We start from the raw sequence: 17872 nt of genomic DNA, 5'->3' as shown, positions 1-17872 counted from the left end.
CCCAACGCGGCCGCCGTTTGACGAATACAATTAACCACAAAAAAGGGGGATTTTTTTCAATGAATCTGCGCAAAGGATGGAAAGTGTTGAGCACGTCCGCCCTGCTGCTTGCGCTGATGGTGTCCGGCTGCATCCAATCGGCCGCGCCGAGCCAGCCGGACAGCGGGCAGACAGCACAACCGGGCGGAGAAGCAGACACCACGGCCAAGCTCCGCCTCAATCTGAGAACGGAGCCGCCGTCGCTCGATCCGCCGAAAGGCTACGACAGCGTCTCCAATGAAGTGCTGAACGCGATCATGGAAGGGCTCGTCCGGCTGGACAAGGATCACAAGCCGCAGCCGGCCATGGCGGAGAAGTGGACGATCAGCGACGACGGAAAAACGTACACGTTTACGCTGCGCGACAGCAAGTGGTCCAACGGGGACCCCGTGACGGCGCACGACTTCGAGTACGCATGGAAACGCATCGTCGATCCAAAGAACGCCTTCCCGTCTGCTTTCCTCGCCTATTTTATCGAGGGGGCGGAGAAGTTCAACAAGGGTGAGGGAAGCGCAGACGACGTCAAAGTGAAAGCGCTCGACGACAAGACGTTGGAAGTAAAGCTGAAAGCGCCGACCGGCTTTTTCCTCAACATCATCACGCAGCCGACGTTCTTCCCGGTTCACAAAAAGTCGGTGGAAAGCAACCCGAACTTCGCAGCGGAAGCGTCCACGCTCATTACCAACGGACCGTTCAAAATGACGGAGTGGGTGCATGACCAGACGGTGAAAGTGGAAAAGAACGAAGGCTACTGGGACAAGGATTCGGTCAAGATCGCCGGCCTCGACTGGGTGATGGTAAACGACGAAAACACCCAGTACCAAATGTACAAAACCGGACAGCTCGACGCGGTCCAATCCGTTCCCAACGACCTGAAAAAGCAGCTGATCGATTCAGGGGAAGCCAAAGTGATGCCGGAAGCGTCCGTCTACTACTACCGGATGAACACGGCCATGCCGCCGTTTACGAACAAGAACATCCGCAAGGCGTTTGCCCTGGCGATCGACCGGAAGGCCTTAATCGAAAACGTCACGCAAGGCAACGAAATCCCGGCTTTGGCTCACGTGCCGACCGGCTTGCTGGAACCGGACGGACGCGACTTCCGCGAAGTGGGCGGGGACTACTTTAAGGACAATGACGTTGAACAGGCAAAAGCTCTGCTGAAAAAAGGCATGGAAGAGGAAGGCTGGACCACCCTGCCACCCGTTACCATGACCTACAACACCAGTGACGCGCACAAGGCGATTGCCCAAGTGCTGCAGGAGATGTACAAGAAAAACCTCGGCGTTGACGTGAAGCTGGAAAACAAGGAATGGAACGTGTTCCTGGCGGAGCAGCGCGCACGCAAGCTCCAGTTCTCCCGTTCCACCATTCCGGCTGACTATGCGGATCCCTACAACTTCCTGGAACTCTATACCACGGACCATCCGGGCAACCGCGTAAACTACAGCAATAAGGAGTACGACGCGCTCGTGCAGAAGATCCGCGGCACGGCTGACGAAACCGAGCGCTTCAAGCTGATGCACGAAGCGGAGAAGATCTTCATGGAGGACATGCCGATTGTTCCGATCTATTTCAGAACGGTGGCCTACATGGAGCAGCCGAACGTGAAGGGGATCGTGCGCCATGCCGTTGGCACGATCGATTACAAGTGGGCGGAGATTTTGAAGAAATAATACAATGAAGACAAGGGCTGAAACTGCGTGCCCTTGTCTTCACTTTACAGCATGGAGCGGGTTCCGATGAAGAAAAAAACGGTAACGTTTGTCGCCAAAATGGACGAATTCTTGCAGTCTGTGGTCAGCCAATGCCGCGAGCTGGGCATCTCCGAGGATTTTCACATCGAAGGCAGGCGCGTGGATCAACTGCCGTACCGGCCGATTGTGGACGGTTCGCTCGTTGTCCTGTCCTCCAAAAGCATCTATCCGCAGGTGACGGCGTATCTGCCGCCGGGGGCGAAGGTGATCGTGGCCAAGCGGATGCTGCCGTACCACAATTTGCGGGAGATGCTGGAAATACCCAAAGGCGTAAAGGTGCTGCTTGTGAGCGACACGGCGGAGACGGCGGAGGAGACGGTCAGGCTGCTGATCGACTCCGGCATGGACTTTGAACTCTACCCGTACTATCCGGGGGCCGACTATCCGCGCGACATCGAGATTGCCGTCACGCCGGGTGAGGCGGAGCACGTGCCGGACACCATCCGCAAAGTGGTGGACATCGGCTTCCGCGTCATCGACCTGTCCACCTGGCTGGAGATCTACGCCCATTTTGACAGCGGCAATTTTCAGCGGGTGACCGCCCGCGCCATGCAGTCGCTGATTGACATCACGAAACAGCTGAACAATGAAATCCATCACGCCCACCTGCTGCACAAATACCTGGAGGCGATCGTCAACCGGATCGAGGATGCCGTGATCGCCATGGACGAAAAGGAAACCATCCGGTTTATCAACCAGAAGGCGGTGGACACGCTTCACCTGCAGGGCGTGCCGGTTCAGGGCGAAAAAGCGGTCCATTGTCTGCCGCCAGACTTCTGCGAAACGATCCGGCAGTGCGACGAAAACGACGACGTGCTGGTGGACTGGGCTGGCCGGACGTATTTTTTCCGCAAGATGCACATCGTCATGGAGGGGCGCTTTCTCGGCAGCCTGCTCTTGTTCCGCAAGGCGGCGGAAATCGAACAGATGGAACACGACTACCGGATGCGCCTGTACAGCAAGGGACTGGTGGCCAAGTACCACTTTGACGACATCTGCGGAAAAAGCCTCTCCTTTCAAAAGGCGCTGCGGATCGCCCGCAAGATTGCCCGGAGCAGCTCGACGGTGCTCTTGCTCGGCGAAACGGGGACGGGCAAGGAACTGTTCGCCCAGGCCATCCACAACGCCTCTCCCCGCAGGCGGGAGCCGTTCGTCGGTGTGAACTTTGCCGCCATTTCCGAATCGCTGTTGGAGAGCGAGCTGTTCGGCTACGAGGAGGGGGCGTTCACCGGGGCGCGCAAGGGAGGACACATCGGCTGGTTTGAGCTGGCCCACAAGGGAACGATTTTTCTCGACGAGATCGGCGACGCCAGCGGTGCGATCCAAAACCGGCTGCTGCGGGTGCTGCAGGAGCGGCAAATCATGCGGGTGGGAGGAAACAAGGTCATCCCGATCGACATCCGCGTCATCGCCGCGACCAACCAGGATTTGCAGCACATGGTGCGGGAAGGCCGCTTTCGCGCCGACCTGTACTACCGGTTAAACATCCTGCCGATCCATCTGCCGCCCCTCAGACAGCGGTCGGAAGACATCCCCTTGCTGGCGGAGGAGTTTATCCGCAAATACTGCCTGGAGATGCGCCGCCCGCCGTTTACTCTCACGCAGGAAGCGCTGAAGGCGATGCAGGAATACGATTGGCCCGGCAACATCCGGGAACTGGAAAACGTGATGGAATACCTGGCCCACGTGGTGGAGGAGGAAGTGTATGCCAGCCACCTGCCGTTTTTGCAGGCGTCTTCCGCCGTTTCGGCCGCAGACGACGTGCTCGCGGACGAATGCCGGACGCTGTGCGAGGCATATGAACAGCGCGGCTTTTTGGACGATGTCGTCGCGATCCTGCATGCATTGAAACAGCAGGGAGGCGGTAGGTACGCGTTGGGCGAGCAGCTCAGCCGGCAGGGGATCGAGCTGAGCGGCCAACAACTGCGATACCGCTTGAAGCTGCTGCAGCAGGACGGGCTGATACACGTCGGCAAAGGACGGCAGGGCAGCCGCTTGTCCATCAAAGGGGCAGCGTTTCTCGCCTGCTGCGGGAAACGGCCGAAGATAAACTGAGGAGGGAGAAAGATGAGTGATCATTCCAATTACTGGAAGCAGCAGGCCTTGGCGCAGCGCGATGCCTATCTGGAAACGCTGCGGCCGTTTCTGGCGATCAACAGCATCGAGGACATGTCGACCGCCGGTCCGGGCAAACCGTTCGGCGACGGAGTGGCGCAGGCGCTGGACTTCATGCTGGCATTGGGCCGCTCCGACGGCTTTGCGGTGAAAAACCTGGAGGGTTACGCCGGATACGTGGAATACGGAGAGGGCGAAGAAGAAGTGGGGGTGCTCGTCCACGTCGACGTGGTCACCGTTGGCGAAGGATGGACGACGCCGCCGTTTGAGCCGCACATCCGCGACGGCAAAATCTACGCCCGCGGCGCCATCGACGACAAGGGACCGGCGCTGGCCGCCTATTTCGCGCTGAGGCTGCTCAAGCAGTCGGGCCTGCCGCTCACAAAACGCGTCCGCCTGATCATCGGCACCGACGAGGAGAGCGGATGGCTGTGCATGAAGCACTACGCCGAACGGGAAGCGCTACCGGAAATCGGCTTTTCGCCGGACGCGTCGTTTCCGATGATCCACGCGGAAAAGGGGCAGATCAATCCGACGCTGACGCTGGCCGCACAGCCGCAGTCCGCGGCGGATGCCGGTTGGCGGCTGCTGTCGTTCGTCTCCGGCGATCAGGGTAACAGCGTGCCGGACAAAGCGGCCGCCTCGGTGGCGGTGCCGGCGGGAGCGGAGGCGGAAACAGCCGTGGCGGCGGTGACGGAGCGCTGGGACGCGTTTCTCCTTGCCAGCCGTGTGACGGGACGGCTGGAGCGGAGAGAGCCTGGCGTTTTGTCGTTTCAACTCGACGGCAAACCGGCTCACGGCATGGAGCCGTTCAACGGCGTCAACGCCGGCACGCTGCTGGCCCGTTTTCTGTACGACACCCCGTTTGCCGGTTCCGATCGCGTGTTTCTCCGCTTCCTCGCCGAGGTTCTGCACGAAGACCACTACGGCGAGCGGCTGAACGTCGCGTGTCAAGACGAGGTGAGCGGAGCGCTGACCGTCAACGCGGGTATCCTGCGCTACGACAGGAGCGAGGGCGGGTCTGTCCGGCTGAACATCCGCTACCCCGCCACCCTGTCGCCGGAGCCGTACGTGGAGCGGCTGAAGGCACAGACCCAGGAACTGGGCTGGACGGTGTCAAGCCTGCGCACTTCCAAGTCCCACTACGTGCCTGCGGACCATCTCGTCATCCGGACGCTCTCCCGCGTGTATGAGCAGCATACCGGAGAGCCTGCCCGCCTGCTCGCTTCCGGCGGCGCCACGTACGCCAAGACGCTGAAAGCGGGCGTGGCATTCGGCCCCGTGTTCCCCGGAAAAGCGTCGACCGCCCATCTCGCGGACGAATACGCGGAGATTGACGATCTGCTTCAGGCGATGGCGATCTACGCCCAGGCGATGTACGAATTGGCCAAATAACCAGAAGGAGGAGCACCCATGTCCCATTACCTGGCAAAGCGCTTCCTGATGATGCTCTTGACGTTGTGGATCATCGTGACGCTGACCTTTTCGCTGATGCATGCGATTCCCGGCGATCCGTTCGCTTCCGATTCGGATCAACTGCCGGAGCAGATCCGCGCCAATCTGCGAGCCAAATACCATCTGGACGAGCCGCTGCCGATTCAATATCTGCTTTATCTGAAAAATCTGATCATGCTGGATTTGGGCCCTTCCATCAAATCGGATACGCGCGGTGTCAACGACATGATCGCGGACGGATTTGGCGCATCGGCCTTGCTGGGCGCGCAGGCGGTCGCGATTGCGCTGGTGTTCGGGATTTTCTTTGGCATTGTCGCCGCGCTCAACCGCGGCCGTTGGCTCGATTACGCGGCGATGGCCCTGGCCGTCCTCGGGGTGGCGATCCCCAGCTTCATCATGGCCCCGCTGCTGATCAACTTTTTAGCGATCAAGTGGCCGATCTTTCCCGTCGCCACCTGGGGGACCTGGATGCATACGGTGCTGCCGTCGCTGGCGCTGGCGTTCGGCCCGTTGGCGATCATCACCCGCTACATGCGCGCCAGCATGATTGAAGTGATGAACCAAAACTACATCCGCACCGCCGAGGCGAAAGGGATTCCCACCTTGGCCATCGTGGTCAGACACGGCATCCGCAACGCGATCCTGCCAGTGGTCACGTTCCTGGGGCCGCTGATTGCCTCGCTGATCACCGGCACGTTTGTCGTGGAAAAAATCTTTGCCATTCCCGGGATCGGCAAGTACTTTGTTGACGGCATCTTCAACCGCGATTATCCGGTCATCCTGGGAACGACTGTTTTTTACAGCTCCATTCTGATTATTACCATCTTTCTGATCGACCTGGCGTACACCCTGATCGACCCGCGGATCAAGTTGACCAACAAGGAGGGATAGGAAGTGGCGATGGAACAGAAAATCGATCCCCTGTTTCGCCCGCTGGCCAAACAGGAGCAGGCCGACGCAGTTTCTGCCCGCCCGAGCCTGAGCAACGCCCAGCTGGCGATCCGCAAGCTGGTGAAAAACAAGCTGGCGATGCTGGGCCTCGTGATCATCGTCGCGCTGGTCGCGATGGCGATCATCGGGCCGCATCTGGTCCCGTACAGCTATTCCGACCAAAGTCTGATGATGAAAAACAAACCGGTTTCCGCCGAGCACTGGTTCGGGACGGACGATTTGGGCCGGGACATGTTTGCCCGCACCTGGTACGGCGCCCGGATCTCGCTGACGATCGGGGTGGTGGCGGCGCTGATCGACTTGATCATCGGCGTGACGGTCGGCGGCGTCGCCGGGTACATGGCCGGCAGGGGCAAGCGGGGTGAGCGGATCGACACCGTCATCATGCGGTTGATCGAAGTGCTGTACGGACTGCCGTACCTCTTGGTCGTCATCCTGCTGATGGTCGTGATGGAGCCGGGCATGCTGACGATCATCATCGCGCTGTCCGCGACCGGCTGGGTGGGAATGGCCCGTCTGGTACGGGGGCAAATCCTGCAGTTGAAAAACCAGGAGTTCATCCTCGCCGCTCAGGTGCTCGGGGCCAAGTTTCCCCGCATTTTGTTCAAACATCTGATCCCAAACACGTTTGGCGTGATAATCGTCAACCTGACGTTTACCATCCCGTCGGCGATCTTTGCCGAGTCGTTCCTCAGCTTTCTCGGCCTGGGCGTACAGGCGCCGGTAGCCAGTTGGGGGACGATGACCAACGACGCGCTGGGGGTCATCCTCACCGGCGACTGGTGGCGCCTCTTTTTCCCGGCGCTGATGATCTCGCTGACGATGTTTGCCTTCAACGTGTTTGGCGACGGCCTGCAGGACGCGCTCGATCCGCGTCTGCGCGAGTAAGAGAAAGGGGGAAAAACGGCGATGGCCGAACAACATTTGCTGACCATCGACAATCTGAAAGTAAACTTCAAGACGTACGGCGGGGAAGTACAGGCCGTACGCGGCGTCTCCTTCCATGTGGACAAGGGAGAGACGGTGGCGGTCGTCGGTGAGAGCGGCTGCGGAAAAAGCGTCACGGCCCAGGCGATCATGGGCCTGATCCCCGCCCCGCCCGGCCGGATCGTCGAGGGCCGGATCGTCTTTGAAGGAAAAGAGATTACTGCGATGAGCAAAAAAGAGCTGCTGGAGATTCGCGGCTCGCAGATCGGCATGGTCTTTCAGGACCCGATGACGGCGCTCAATCCGACGATGAAGGTGGGAAGACAGATCGTGGAGGGGTTTGTCCGCCATCATCAGGTCTCGCGGGAAGAGGCGCAAAAGCGGGCGATTGAGCTGCTGCGCATGGTGGGCATCCCCGACCCGGAAAAGCGGGCCGACCAGTACCCGCACCAATTCAGCGGCGGGATGCGGCAGCGGGTGGTCATCGCCATCGCGCTGGCCTGCCAGCCGAAGCTGGTGATCGCCGACGAGCCGACCACCGCGCTGGACGTGACGATTCAGGCACAGATTCTCGATCTGTTGAAGCGGCTGCAGGAGGAGCAGGGGCTGTCCGTGCTGATCATCACCCACGACCTGGGTGTGGTAGCGGAAATCGCCCACCGGATGGTGGTCATGTACGCCGGCGTGGTCGTGGAGACCGGCAGCGTGAAGGACGTCTTCTCCCATCCCCGCCATCCCTATACCTGGGGACTAATGCGTTCCCTGCCCCGGCTGGACGGGGAAAAGCAGCGGCTGGTGCCGATCGAGGGGACGCCGCCCGATCTGTTCCATCCGCCCAAAGGCTGCCCGTTTGCGGCCCGCTGCGAATTCGCCATGGAAATCTGCGACCGGCAGATACCGGAGCCTACCGCGTTCGGAGGGGGGCATCAGGCCGCCTGCTGGCTGCATGACCCGCGCGCCCCGCGCATCGAGGAACTGGTCGCGGCAGGGAGGCAGACAGAATGACAGAGGTGCTGGTGGAAGTAAAGGAACTGAAAAAGTACTTTTCCTTCGGTCACGGACTGGAGGTAAAGGCCGTGGACGGCGTCTCCTTTTCCATCCGCAAGGGGGAGACGCTGGGACTGGTGGGAGAGAGCGGCTGCGGCAAATCGACGCTCGGGCGGACGATCGTCCGACTGTATGAACACACGGCCGGAGAAGTGCTGTTCAAGGGGAAGAACGTGCATGAGCTGAGAGGCAAGGAAGTGGCACAGTTCAACCGGGACGTGCAGATGATTTTCCAGGATCCGCAGGCCAGCCTCAATCCGCGCATGACCGTGGAGGACATCATCGCCGAAGGGCTTGACATCCACGGCCTCGCCAGGGGAAGCAGACGGGAGCGGGTGACCGAACTGCTGCAGTTGGTCGGCCTCCGAAAGGAACATGCGCAGCGCTACCCGCATGAGTTCAGCGGGGGACAGCGGCAGCGGATCGGCATTGCCCGCGCCTTGGCGGTGGAGCCGGAATTCATCGTCGCTGACGAACCGATCTCCGCGCTGGACGTCTCCATCCAGGCCCAGGTTGTCAACCTGCTGGAAGACCTTCAAGCACATAGAGGGCTGACCTATCTCTTCATCGCCCATGATCTGTCGATGGTGAAGCACATCTCCACCCGCATCGGCGTGATGTACCTGGGCAAGCTGGTGGAACTGGCGGAGAGCGGGGAACTGTATGCGGAGCCGCTGCACCCGTATACGCAGGCGCTGCTCTCTTCCGTGCCGGTGCCGGATCCGACGGTGAAGCGGGAACGCATCATCCTGAAGGGAGATCTGCCCAGTCCGGCCAACAAGCCGAGCGGGTGCTGCTTTCGCACGCGCTGTCCGCACGCGACGGAGCGCTGCGCCATCGAGGAGCCGGTGTGGCGGGAAGTGCGGACAGGCCATTGGGCGGCCTGCCATCTGTACGCGGACTAGCGGTAGTACCAAACGGTCAGCGCGACGGAAAAGACGATCAGGGCTGCTCCGCTCCAGAGCAGAAGAGACGTTCCGATTCGGATGAACGTCTCTTTTTTTCGGGCGAAAACCGGGTCGTCAAGGTTGTACCAGTCGCTCTCCATCACGCGAGGACGGCGGAAGAAGAGTGCTTGCAGCCGTTTGAAGCCGGCGCCAAACACGGTAAAAAACCCGGAGCGGACGACCAGGGCGATACAGCCGAGGACGAGCAGGAAGAGTCCGGCCAGGAAACTCCGGTTGATGATCGTAAGCAGCGCTTCGGCGGGTACGGTCAGACCGGCTGCCAGAGCGGCCGCCGACACGATGATCAGGAAAAGGATGACAAGTGCAGGCATGATCACGTTCACGTCCTTTGGCTGGAAGTTGCGTAACCGGCTCGCTTCGTCCATTCGACGTGGAGAGCCGGAGAATGTTTTCCGGAAGCCGGCAATTTGACTGTACCGCAAATGCAGAAGGATGCCAATGAGCTGAATCGATGATAAAATGCATCGCCCCTTCCGGCAGATGGGGGACGGAAGGGGCTGCGCGTTTCAGAACGGCTGCCAGCGAAGCCGCCTCGCCTGCTGAAAGCGCTCCTCGACGGCCGACCAGTTGACGACGTTCCACCAGTTGCTGACGTACTTGTCCCGCTGGTTCTGGTATTGCAGGAAGTAGCTGTGCTCCCAGACGTCCAGCACCAGCAGGGGCACGACGTCCCACTGGGAGAGGTTCTGGTGCTTTTCCGCCTGGAGGATCTCCAGGTGCTGCGCCCGCGGCGACCAGACGAGGATCGCCCAGCCCGGTCCTTCCACTTGTACGGCGGCTTGCGTGAACTGGGCTTTGAAGGCGTCAAACGAGCCGAAGTAGCGCCGGATGTATTCCGCCAGATCGCCGTGCGGTTCGCCGCCGCCTTCCGGGTGCATCACCTGCCAGAAAATCGTGTGCAGGTAATGGCCGGCTCCGTTAAAGGCCAGTTCCCGCTCCCAGTGGCGGATCAGGGCGAAGTCGTTTCTCGCCCGCGCCTCCGCCAGCTTCAGCTCGGCCTTGTTCAGGTCCTCCACGTATCTGCGGTGCAGTTTGTCATGGTGGATGCGCATGGTCGTTTCGTCGATGTACGGCTCCAGGGCGTCGTAGGCGTACGGCAGAGGGGGCAGCGTATGGCGTCCGACCGGTACGGGACGGGCGACGGGCACCGGCTGGCGGGACGAGGAAAAGGCGGCCTTCAAGGTCTCCGGCTGTTCCTGCTCGTTGTGCTGGATCAGGCGGAGGAATTGGTGAAACTGCTTTTGCACCACTTCCGCCTTGGCGATCAGCGCGGGAACGGCCTCGTGATGAGGGGCTTTCTTTATCTGTGCCGCTTTGCGGCCGATAAGCGTAAACGCTTCGTCAAACTTGTGCAGGTGGCGCTCCAGCTCCCGGCCGAGCTGCTTGGACTTGCGCAGATGCTCAATCCACTGGCTGCCCCACTGGCTCCAGTTGACGAGGTGCTTGATCTGTTCTTCCAACGCGATTCCTCCTTTTCTCGCTATTCTATTCCAGCGTATGAAAAGCGCCCAGCGATGGTGCGGCATATGCGGAGTACGTGGCACAGGCGGACCGCATATGGTTATACCACAAACGCAAAAAAGTGGTATGCTGGGAGATGGACATCACAACAGGGGAGACACACCTATGAGCGACCAACGAGCAATTGCCATTATTGACTCAGGAGTGGGAGGACTGACGGTAGCGAAAGAAGTGATGCGGCAGCTTCCCGACGAACGGATTCTGTACTTCGGCGACAACGCCCGATGCCCGTACGGCTCCAAGTCGCCGGAAGAGATACGCGCCTACAGTTTTCAAATGATTGAGTTTGTTACCCACTATCCCGTGAAGGCCCTGGTAGTGGCCTGCAACACCGCAACGGCGGTCGTCCTGGAGGAAGCGCAGCAGCATCTGCCGCTGCCGGTCATCGGCGTGATCGAGCCGGGAGCGCGGGCGGCGGCGCGGGCCACGCGGAGCGGCCGGATCGGCGTGATCGGGACGGAGACGACGATTCGCACCCGCGCGTACGAGCAAGCCCTGCTGCGGCTGCGGCCGGAGACGTATGTGGCGGGCCTGGCCTGTCCGGCGTTTGTTCCGCTGGTGGAACACCATCAGCAGCATACGGCGGAGGCGCGCCGGGTGGTGGCCCGGACGCTGGAGCCCTTGATCCGGGAGGAATTGGACACGCTGATTTTGGGCTGCACCCATTACCCGCTGCTGGCCCCCGTCATCCAGGAAGTGATGGGGCCATCCGTCACCTTGATCAGCTCGGCGGAGGAAACCGCGCGGGAACTGACCCGGCATGCCTCGATTGCGAGGGCGGGCGAAACGTCTTCGGCTCCCGGCCATCTGTTCTTCACCAGCGGCGACGCCGACAATTTCCGCTCCATCGCGGAGGAGTGGCTGGGCTGCGGGGTGAAGGTGGAGCGCCGGTCGCTGGAGCAGTCGTATCAACCCTAAGCTAAAAGCGGCGCCAACCATGGCGCCGCTGTTTTTCTTCTGCCAGCTCTCACTCTTTTCGGACATTTCAACGCATAAACCCAAGCCCTGCTCGTATACATGATAGTACAAAGTGTCTGGAGGAGGCTGGGTAATGATGAAGATACATCGCATCGGCACAATCACGGCCGTGCTTGGGGTCAGCGCACTTCTGCTTTCGGGGTGCGGTCTCTTCGGGCCGGAAAAGGAAGCCACCAGCATCGATGCACCCCCGCCGCAGTCGGAAGCCGCCCAGAATACACCGAACGGTCTGCCGCCGACGGATGGCACAGCCGGTGGGGCGGAGGCCGCGGTCACAGAGTCGGTCGATCGTACCGTCTACTTGCTGGACGCCAACGGATTCGTGGTGCCGTTCACGCTGACCCTGCCCAAAACGGAAGGGGTGGCGAAACAGGTGCTGACCTACATGGTCAAAGGCGGACCGGTGGAAAGCCTGCTCCCCAACGGCTTTTCCGCGGTACTCCCTGAAGGGACGGAGGTAAAAGGGCTGGTCATCAAGGACGGATTGGCGACGGTTGACTTTTCCAAGGAGTTCAAAACGTACGACAGCAAGAACGAAAAGCAGATTCTGGACGCGGTGACCCGGGCGCTGACCGAGTTTGCCAACGTCAAAAGGGTGCAGATCTGGGTAAACGGCACGCCGCTTACCGAAATGCCGGTGGGCAGCACCCCGATCTCGTCCGCTCTGGACCGCAGCCTCGGGATCAACCTGGAGCTGGCGGAAGGGGCCGTTCCCGGCCGCACCACGTCGGTCACGGTCTATTTTCAGGGACAACTGGATGACAAGCGCTCCTATTTCGTGCCGGTCACCCGCCTGGTGCCGGAGACGGAGAACGTGGCCAAAGCGGCGGTGGAGGAGCTGATCAAAGGGCCGAAAGACGATTCGCCGCTGTTCAGCTCGCTCCTGCGCACCACCCGGGTGCTGAATGTGAAGCAGGAGAATGACCTGGTCACTGTCGATCTGAGCAGCGACATCCTCAGGTACGACGACGGCAGGGAAGCCAATCCGGAAGCGCTGGAGTCGCTGGTTCTCTCGCTGACCGAAAGCACAGGGGCCAAACAGGTTCAACTGCTGGTGGAAGGCAAGCCGCTCACCAGCGGAACGTACGATTTCACCAAGCCGGTCGCCCGCCCCGTCCACATCAACACGATGCAGTTTTGACAGCGCGCGAGAATCCACGCCCGAATCGGCAGGCGTGGTTTTTTGTTTGCGGCGGACCTGTCAGTCCGGTTGAGCCGGGGCGGCGCTATCGGCTGTCCGGGAGGCCTGCCAGATCAAGACGCCGAGGATCAGCGAGCAGAGGGTGATCAGCAGCCCGGCGGCAAAACCGAGCAGCCGCGGTTCAAAGACGGTGAGCAGCCATCCGCCGACGAGCATCGAGAGGCCGATGAGCACGCTGGAGATGGTCGATTCGAGAGCGAACACACGGCCGTGGTACGCGTTGTTGAGATGCCGCATCAGGAGCGTGCGCAGACTGGCGTTGCCCATCCCCCCGGCGACGGTGGAGAGCGCGTAGCAGGCGGCCGCCAGGTAAATGGTGGGAGCGAAGCTGGTCAGCACGTGAGCGAAGCCTTCGACGGCGAGACTGTAGGAAGCCATGTGGTAAGGCCGCCGTTTCAGCAGATCGGCCGCCACGCCGCCGACGATGAACCCGAGTCCGATCGCGCCGTAGAGGAGACCGACTCCGCTTTTGCCGGCCGCAAACACCTGGTAGGCGTTGACGCTGATCAGCACGTTGAGAATACCTCCCCCGATCGGCCACAAGGTCGTCATCAGCAGGGTGTACAGGACCAGGGGAGTTTGGCGGATCAGCGAAAACAGGTCACGGTAGGACGGTTCGTTCGCTTTGCGCTCCTCCTTGTCCGCTTCACGTCGGACACCGCTTGATCGCGGGGGGAGGGAAATCCGCAGAATCAGCGCCGCGGACAGCACAAAGGAAAGCGAGTTGCAGACGAACGCGGCATCCGTCCCCCAATAGGCGGCAAAGACGCCGCCGACCAGCGATCCGGCCGCCATCACGATCCCGAACACGCTTTCCTCCAGCGCATTGGCCGAGAGGAGCTGATCGCGTTCGACGACGTCCGGGATCAGGGAGATCCTCGCCGGGTTGTACAGCGCGGAAAAGGCGACGAGGGCAAACGTTCCGGCGTAGACGATCCAGACGTCGTCAGCGGAGGAGACGAACAGGAAGCAGAGGGCGATCACCGCCCGCACCAGGTCGCAGGCGACCATGACGGCTTTGCGGTTGAAGCGGTCGGCCAGCATCCCGCCGAGCGGCCCGAACACCAGGTAGGGCAAGGTGCGGAGCGCCAGCGTAATGCCTACGGCCATGGCCGTGCCGGTGATCTCCAACAGCAGGCTCAGGACGGCGACGCTGTTGAACCAATCCCCGACTCCGCTGAAAAAGTTGGCAAGCAGCAGCCTGCGAAAATTGGCTTGACGCAAAAGCAGGGAGGACGTCATAAGAATCACCATTAATTAGTTAATTGTCTAATTAGATGTTAGTCAAATTTGTGTGTGTGCGCAAGACCCCTCTTTGCCGGAGTTTCGTTCCCGCCGAACGGATGGATTTTTCTCCGGGCTTTCGGCAGCGGATTTTTCCACAGCTTCGGAAATGCGTTCCAGGGCTTTGCGGAGTGGCAGAGGGTTTCCTGCGTCTGGTATAATGAGCGGAGTTGACGATAGCAAGCTAGGAGGAAACATGGAATGAGACTTGATGGCCGTGACCGTGACCAATTGCGCCCAGTCAAGATTACGCGCAATTACATCAAACACGCGGAAGGTTCTTGTCTAATCGAAGTAGGAGACACCAAGGTAATCTGTACGGCGACACTGGAGGATCGCGTGCCGCCGTTCATGCGCGGAGGCGGAAAAGGGTGGATTACAGCCGAATACTCCATGCTTCCTCGGGCCACGGAGTCACGCAACCCACGGGAATCGTCCAAAGGCAAAGTGGGCGGACGAACCATGGAAATTCAGCGGCTGATCGGCCGTGCGCTGCGCTCGGTCGTTCAGTTGGAAGCGATGGGAGAGCGCACCATCTGGCTGGATTGCGACGTGATCCAGGCCGACGGCGGTACGCGGACGGCGGCGATCACCGGCGCATTTGTGGCGATGGTGGACGCGATGCAAAAGCTGGTGGAGGCCGGCACCATAAAGCAGATGCCGCTGCGCGATTTTCTGGCAGCGACCTCGGTCGGCATCATCGACGGCCACCCGATGCTGGACCTCAATTATAAAGAAGATTCGACGGCCACGGTGGACATGAACGTCGTCATGACCGGACGGGGCAAATTTGTCGAACTGCAGGGCACGGGCGAAGAAGCGCCGTTTACCGGCGAGCAGCTTCAGGAACTGCTTTCCCTGGCGAAAAAAGGCATCGACGGACTGATTGCCGCGCAAAAGGAAGCGCTGGCCGACGTACCGCTGACGTTTGCGGACGACAACGAAAACGATCAGGAAACGGTGGCGGAGGAGAGTCATGTCTGAGCGAAAACGAGTGGTGCTGGCGACGCGGAACAAAGGAAAGGTAAAGGAATTCAACAGCCTGTTCGCCGAACTGGGCTGGGAAGGCGTCAGCCTGGAAGCGTTTGAAGGCGTGCCGGAAGTGGTGGAGGACGGCGACACGTTTGAAGCCAACGCCTTGAAAAAAGCGATGACCGTTGCTACATACCTGAACATGCCGGCCGTGGGCGACGACTCCGGCCTGGAGGTGGACGCGCTGGAGGGACGCCCCGGCGTCTATTCCGCCCGCTATGCCGGCGAACACGCCAGCGATGAGCAAAACTGGCGAAAGCTGCTGGACGAACTGCGCGGAGTGCCGGCACAGCAGCGGACGGCACGTTTCCGCTGCGTGCTCGTCCTGGCGGAACCGGGCAGCGAGCCCGTCGTGGCCCAAGGCACCTGTGAGGGCGTCATCGCCGAAGCTCCGCAGGGCACCAACGGCTTCGGGTACGACCCGGTCTTTTACCTGCCGGACAAGGGGCTGACCATGGCGCAGCTGTCGCCGGAAGAGAAAAACCGCATCAGCCACCGGGCGATGGCGATGCGCAATCTGCTGGCGGCGATCAAGCGGCAGGGATAGCGGTTCATCGGCAGAATACAGGCAGAAGGGAGTGCGGTACAGTGGGCATTCTGATCCTGAGCGACACGCACGGCTTGGTTCGCGAAGTGAAAGAGACGATGGAACGCCACGCGGCGGACAAGGTCTTTCACTGCGGCGATCTTTGCGTCGACTGGCAGCGGGAACCCTTTGCCGGCATGGTTCTGGTCAAGGGCAACTGCGATGCGGCCGGGGACGTTCCCGACGAACAGCTGACCGAGTGGAAGGACCTGAAAATCCTGCAGACGCACGGCCACCTGTTCGGGGTGAAAAGCTCGCTCATGCGGCTGCACTACCGGGCGGAGGAAACGGGGGCCAACGTCGTGCTGTTCGGCCATTCCCACGTTCCGGTCTGCGGCGTCGAGCGGGGCATCCTGTTTCTCAACCCGGGCAGCCTGCAGCTCCCCCGCGGTTTTGACGTTCCCACCTACGCGTACCTGGAACAGCTTGAGACGAAAAAGCGGGAAGTGCGCGTCAAGGTTACCTATTACGACCACCGCGGCAACCCGTTGGACCGGCTGGGGGGGAGTTTTTCCCTGCGGCGCTGACTTCTTGAAAAATGGTGAATATGTGCTATACTTAAATGGTTATAATGGCTAGAATTGCATCGCCCGTGCCGACTGCAAACCGGTCACTGCGGGCGGTGTTCTGTGGATTCAATCTAGGAGGGGAAGTTTACGTGGCAGCAAAATGGGAAAAGTTAGAGAATAACCAGGGGGTCCTGACGGTTGAAGTAGATGCTTCGCAAGTGGATGCGGCATTGGATCAGGCGTTCAAAAAGGTCGTGAAGAACGTGCACGTTCCGGGCTTCCGCAAAGGAAAAGTGCCGCGCAAGCTGTTCGAAGCGCGTTTTGGCGTGGAAGCGCTCTACCAGGATGCTCTGGACATCCTGCTTCCGGCCGCTTACGGACAAGCTGTGCGGGAAACCGGCATCGAACCGGTTGACCGTCCCGAGGTGGACGTTGAGCAGATGGAAAAGGGCAAACCTCTCATCTTCAAGGCGACCGTAACGGTGAAGCCGGAAGTGAAGCTGGGCGACTACAAAAACTTGACCATCGAATCGAAAGAGTTCAACGTCACCGACGCGGACGTGGAAGCCGAACTGAAGCGCATGCAGGAGCGCCACGCCGAGCTGGTGGCCGTGGAAGAAGGCCCGGCGCAAAACGGCGATCTGGCCGTGATCGACTTCGAAGGCTTCCAGGACGGCGTTGCCTTTGAGGGTGGAAAAGCAGAAAATTACACCCTCGAACTGGGCTCCGGCACGTTCATCGCCGGCTTTGAAGAGCAGGTGGTGGGCATGAACGTAGGCGAGGAGAAGGAGATCAACGTCACCTTCCCGGAACAGTACCACTCTCCGAGCCTGGCCGGCAAAGACGCGGTCTTCAAGGTGAAGCTGAACGGCCTCAAGCGCAAAAACCTGCCGGCGCTGGACGACGAGTTTGCCAAAGACGTGAGCGAGTTCGACACGCTGGAAGAGTTGAAGGCTGACACCAAGAAAAAGCTGGAAGAAAAAGCGGCTCAGGAGAAGGAGCAGTACATCCGCGAGCAGCTCGTGCTGAAAGCGGCGGAAAACGCCGAAATCGACATTCCGGACGTAATGATCGAGCACGAACTGGACCAAATGGTGAACGAATTTGGTCAGCGCCTGCAGTTCCAAGGCCTGAACCTGGACCTGTACTACCAGTTCTCCGGCACCGATGAAAGCCAGCTTCGCGAACAGCTTCGCCCTGACGCGACCACCCGCGTGCGCACCGCGCTGACCCTGGAGGCAATCGCCAAGGCGGAGAACATCACCGCGACCGAAGAAGATGTGAACGAAGAGCTGAACAAGCTGGCGGGCGTATACGGTCGTCCTGCCGACGAACTGCGCAAAATCTTCACCGCTCAAGACGGTATGGCTGCCCTGTACCGCGACGTGCAGACGCGGAAGACGGTCGATTTCCTGGTTGCAGAAAACAAAGTCAGTGCATAAGCTTAGGAAGAACGCATGAACGACCGGCAGGCAGGTTCCCGCTTGACCCGACTGCCAAAC

General features: G+C 60.4%; 16 protein-coding genes. 13 read left to right on the top strand and 3 right to left on the bottom strand.

Translation table 11 applies throughout. From position 1 onward, the window contains the following. Positions 1–59: 59 nt before the first annotated feature. The 7 genes from M516_RS0101465 (at position 60) to M516_RS0101435 (ending at position 9196) form a co-directional block, all read left to right on the top strand. On the top strand, positions 60–1715 hold the full coding sequence (locus M516_RS0101465) for a peptide ABC transporter substrate-binding protein (RefSeq protein ID WP_029097538.1): 1656 nt from the start codon (positions 60–62) through the stop codon (positions 1713–1715). 66 nt (positions 1716–1781) lie between these two features. Continuing rightward, positions 1782–3851: a sigma-54 interaction domain-containing protein gene (locus tag M516_RS0101460; protein WP_029097537.1), complete on the top strand. Its 2070-nt coding sequence runs from the start codon at positions 1782–1784 to the stop codon at positions 3849–3851. Between the two features lie 12 nt (positions 3852–3863). Beyond that, complete coding sequence (pepV, locus tag M516_RS0101455; protein WP_029097536.1) at positions 3864–5306, top strand: dipeptidase PepV; 1443 nt, start codon at positions 3864–3866, stop codon at positions 5304–5306. 18 nt (positions 5307–5324) lie between these two features. Next, positions 5325–6257, top strand: coding sequence for an ABC transporter permease (locus M516_RS0101450; protein ID WP_029097535.1), 933 nt, complete (start codon positions 5325–5327; stop codon positions 6255–6257). Between the two features lie 9 nt (positions 6258–6266). Further along, the gene (locus tag M516_RS0101445) at positions 6267–7205 is read left to right on the top strand and encodes an ABC transporter permease (RefSeq protein ID WP_238550906.1); all 939 of its coding nucleotides are present in this window, start codon (positions 6267–6269) and stop codon (positions 7203–7205) included. A 21-nt stretch (positions 7206–7226) separates the two neighbouring features. Next, entirely contained in the window at positions 7227–8249 is a 1023-nt protein-coding gene (locus tag M516_RS0101440; RefSeq protein WP_029097533.1) for an ABC transporter ATP-binding protein, read from the top strand. Then, on the top strand, positions 8246–9196 hold the full coding sequence (locus M516_RS0101435; protein ID WP_029097532.1) for an ABC transporter ATP-binding protein: 951 nt from the start codon (positions 8246–8248) through the stop codon (positions 9194–9196). The genes M516_RS0101440 and M516_RS0101435 overlap by 4 nt, the downstream gene beginning before the upstream one ends. Here the strand turns inward: M516_RS0101435 and M516_RS0101430 are convergent. Next, a complete protein-coding gene (locus tag M516_RS0101430) occupies positions 9193–9570 on the bottom strand; it encodes a DUF3899 domain-containing protein (RefSeq protein ID WP_029097531.1) in 378 nt (125 codons plus the stop codon). The genes M516_RS0101435 and M516_RS0101430 overlap by 4 nt on opposite strands. 195 nt (positions 9571–9765) lie before the next feature. Next, a complete protein-coding gene (locus M516_RS0101425) occupies positions 9766–10719 on the bottom strand; it encodes a superoxide dismutase (protein ID WP_029097530.1) in 954 nt (317 codons plus the stop codon). Positions 10720–10885: 166 nt separating this feature from the next. Here M516_RS0101425 and racE point away from each other — a divergent pair, with 166 nt between their 5' ends. Next, entirely contained in the window at positions 10886–11698 is an 813-nt protein-coding gene (gene racE, locus M516_RS0101420) for a glutamate racemase (RefSeq protein WP_029097529.1), read from the top strand. A 136-nt stretch (positions 11699–11834) separates the two neighbouring features. Then, complete coding sequence (locus M516_RS0101415; RefSeq protein WP_029097528.1) at positions 11835–12899, top strand: GerMN domain-containing protein; 1065 nt, start codon at positions 11835–11837, stop codon at positions 12897–12899. A 60-nt stretch (positions 12900–12959) separates the two neighbouring features. On the opposite strand, the gene M516_RS0101410 is transcribed toward M516_RS0101415, so the two are convergent. Beyond that, positions 12960–14201, bottom strand: coding sequence for an MFS transporter (locus M516_RS0101410; protein ID WP_029097527.1), 1242 nt, complete (start codon positions 14199–14201; stop codon positions 12960–12962). A 243-nt stretch (positions 14202–14444) separates the two neighbouring features. On the opposite strand from M516_RS0101410, the gene rph reads away from it, so the two are divergent. The 4 genes from rph to tig all read left to right on the top strand — a co-directional run bounded on the left by rph (position 14445) and on the right by tig (position 17812). Beyond that, positions 14445–15227 carry a ribonuclease PH gene (gene rph / locus M516_RS0101405; RefSeq protein WP_029097526.1) on the top strand — a complete coding sequence of 261 codons (783 nt, stop codon included), beginning with the start codon at positions 14445–14447 and terminating at the stop codon, positions 15225–15227. Beyond that, positions 15220–15822 (top strand): XTP/dITP diphosphatase, encoded by a 603-nt coding sequence (locus M516_RS0101400; RefSeq protein ID WP_029097525.1) that lies wholly within the window; start codon positions 15220–15222, stop codon positions 15820–15822. Before rph ends, M516_RS0101400 begins: the two co-directional genes overlap by 8 nt. Before the next feature lie 41 nt (positions 15823–15863). Further along, positions 15864–16388 (top strand): metallophosphoesterase family protein, encoded by a 525-nt coding sequence (locus M516_RS0101395; protein ID WP_029097524.1) that lies wholly within the window; start codon positions 15864–15866, stop codon positions 16386–16388. Between the two features lie 131 nt (positions 16389–16519). Further along, positions 16520–17812 carry a trigger factor gene (gene tig / locus M516_RS0101390; protein WP_029097523.1) on the top strand — a complete coding sequence of 431 codons (1293 nt, stop codon included), beginning with the start codon at positions 16520–16522 and terminating at the stop codon, positions 17810–17812. The last annotated feature ends 60 nt before the right edge of the window (positions 17813–17872 follow it).

Origin of the sequence: Brevibacillus thermoruber 423 (genome assembly GCF_000454065.1) — a bacterium.
In the GTDB taxonomy this organism is placed as follows: Bacteria; Bacillota; Bacilli; order Brevibacillales; family Brevibacillaceae; genus Brevibacillus; species Brevibacillus thermoruber.
Note: the sequence above shows the minus strand (reverse complement) of the source record. Positions and strands in the feature narration are given on the sequence as shown.

What these genes read in the sequence shown, in the direction of transcription:
- M516_RS0101440 (WP_029097533.1), top strand. Translation starts at nt 7,227, where the DNA reads ATGGCCGAACAACATTTGCTGACCATCGACAATCTGAAAGTAAACTTC.
- M516_RS0101450 (WP_029097535.1), top strand. Translation starts at nt 5,325, where the DNA reads ATGTCCCATTACCTGGCAAAGCGCTTCCTGATGATGCTCTTGACGTTG.
- rph (WP_029097526.1), top strand. Translation starts at nt 14,445, where the DNA reads ATGAGACTTGATGGCCGTGACCGTGACCAATTGCGCCCAGTCAAGATT.
- M516_RS0101460 (WP_029097537.1), top strand. Translation starts at nt 1,782, where the DNA reads ATGAAGAAAAAAACGGTAACGTTTGTCGCCAAAATGGACGAATTCTTG.
- M516_RS0101410 (WP_029097527.1), bottom strand. Translation starts at nt 14,201, where the DNA reads ATGACGTCCTCCCTGCTTTTGCGTCAAGCCAATTTTCGCAGGCTGCTG.
- M516_RS0101445 (WP_238550906.1), top strand. Translation starts at nt 6,267, where the DNA reads ATGGAACAGAAAATCGATCCCCTGTTTCGCCCGCTGGCCAAACAGGAG.
- pepV (WP_029097536.1), top strand. Translation starts at nt 3,864, where the DNA reads ATGAGTGATCATTCCAATTACTGGAAGCAGCAGGCCTTGGCGCAGCGC.
- M516_RS0101415 (WP_029097528.1), top strand. Translation starts at nt 11,835, where the DNA reads ATGAAGATACATCGCATCGGCACAATCACGGCCGTGCTTGGGGTCAGC.
- M516_RS0101435 (WP_029097532.1), top strand. Translation starts at nt 8,246, where the DNA reads ATGACAGAGGTGCTGGTGGAAGTAAAGGAACTGAAAAAGTACTTTTCC.
- M516_RS0101400 (WP_029097525.1), top strand. Translation starts at nt 15,220, where the DNA reads ATGTCTGAGCGAAAACGAGTGGTGCTGGCGACGCGGAACAAAGGAAAG.
- M516_RS0101430 (WP_029097531.1), bottom strand. Translation starts at nt 9,570, where the DNA reads ATGCCTGCACTTGTCATCCTTTTCCTGATCATCGTGTCGGCGGCCGCT.
- M516_RS0101465 (WP_029097538.1), top strand. Translation starts at nt 60, where the DNA reads ATGAATCTGCGCAAAGGATGGAAAGTGTTGAGCACGTCCGCCCTGCTG.
- racE (WP_029097529.1), top strand. Translation starts at nt 10,886, where the DNA reads ATGAGCGACCAACGAGCAATTGCCATTATTGACTCAGGAGTGGGAGGA.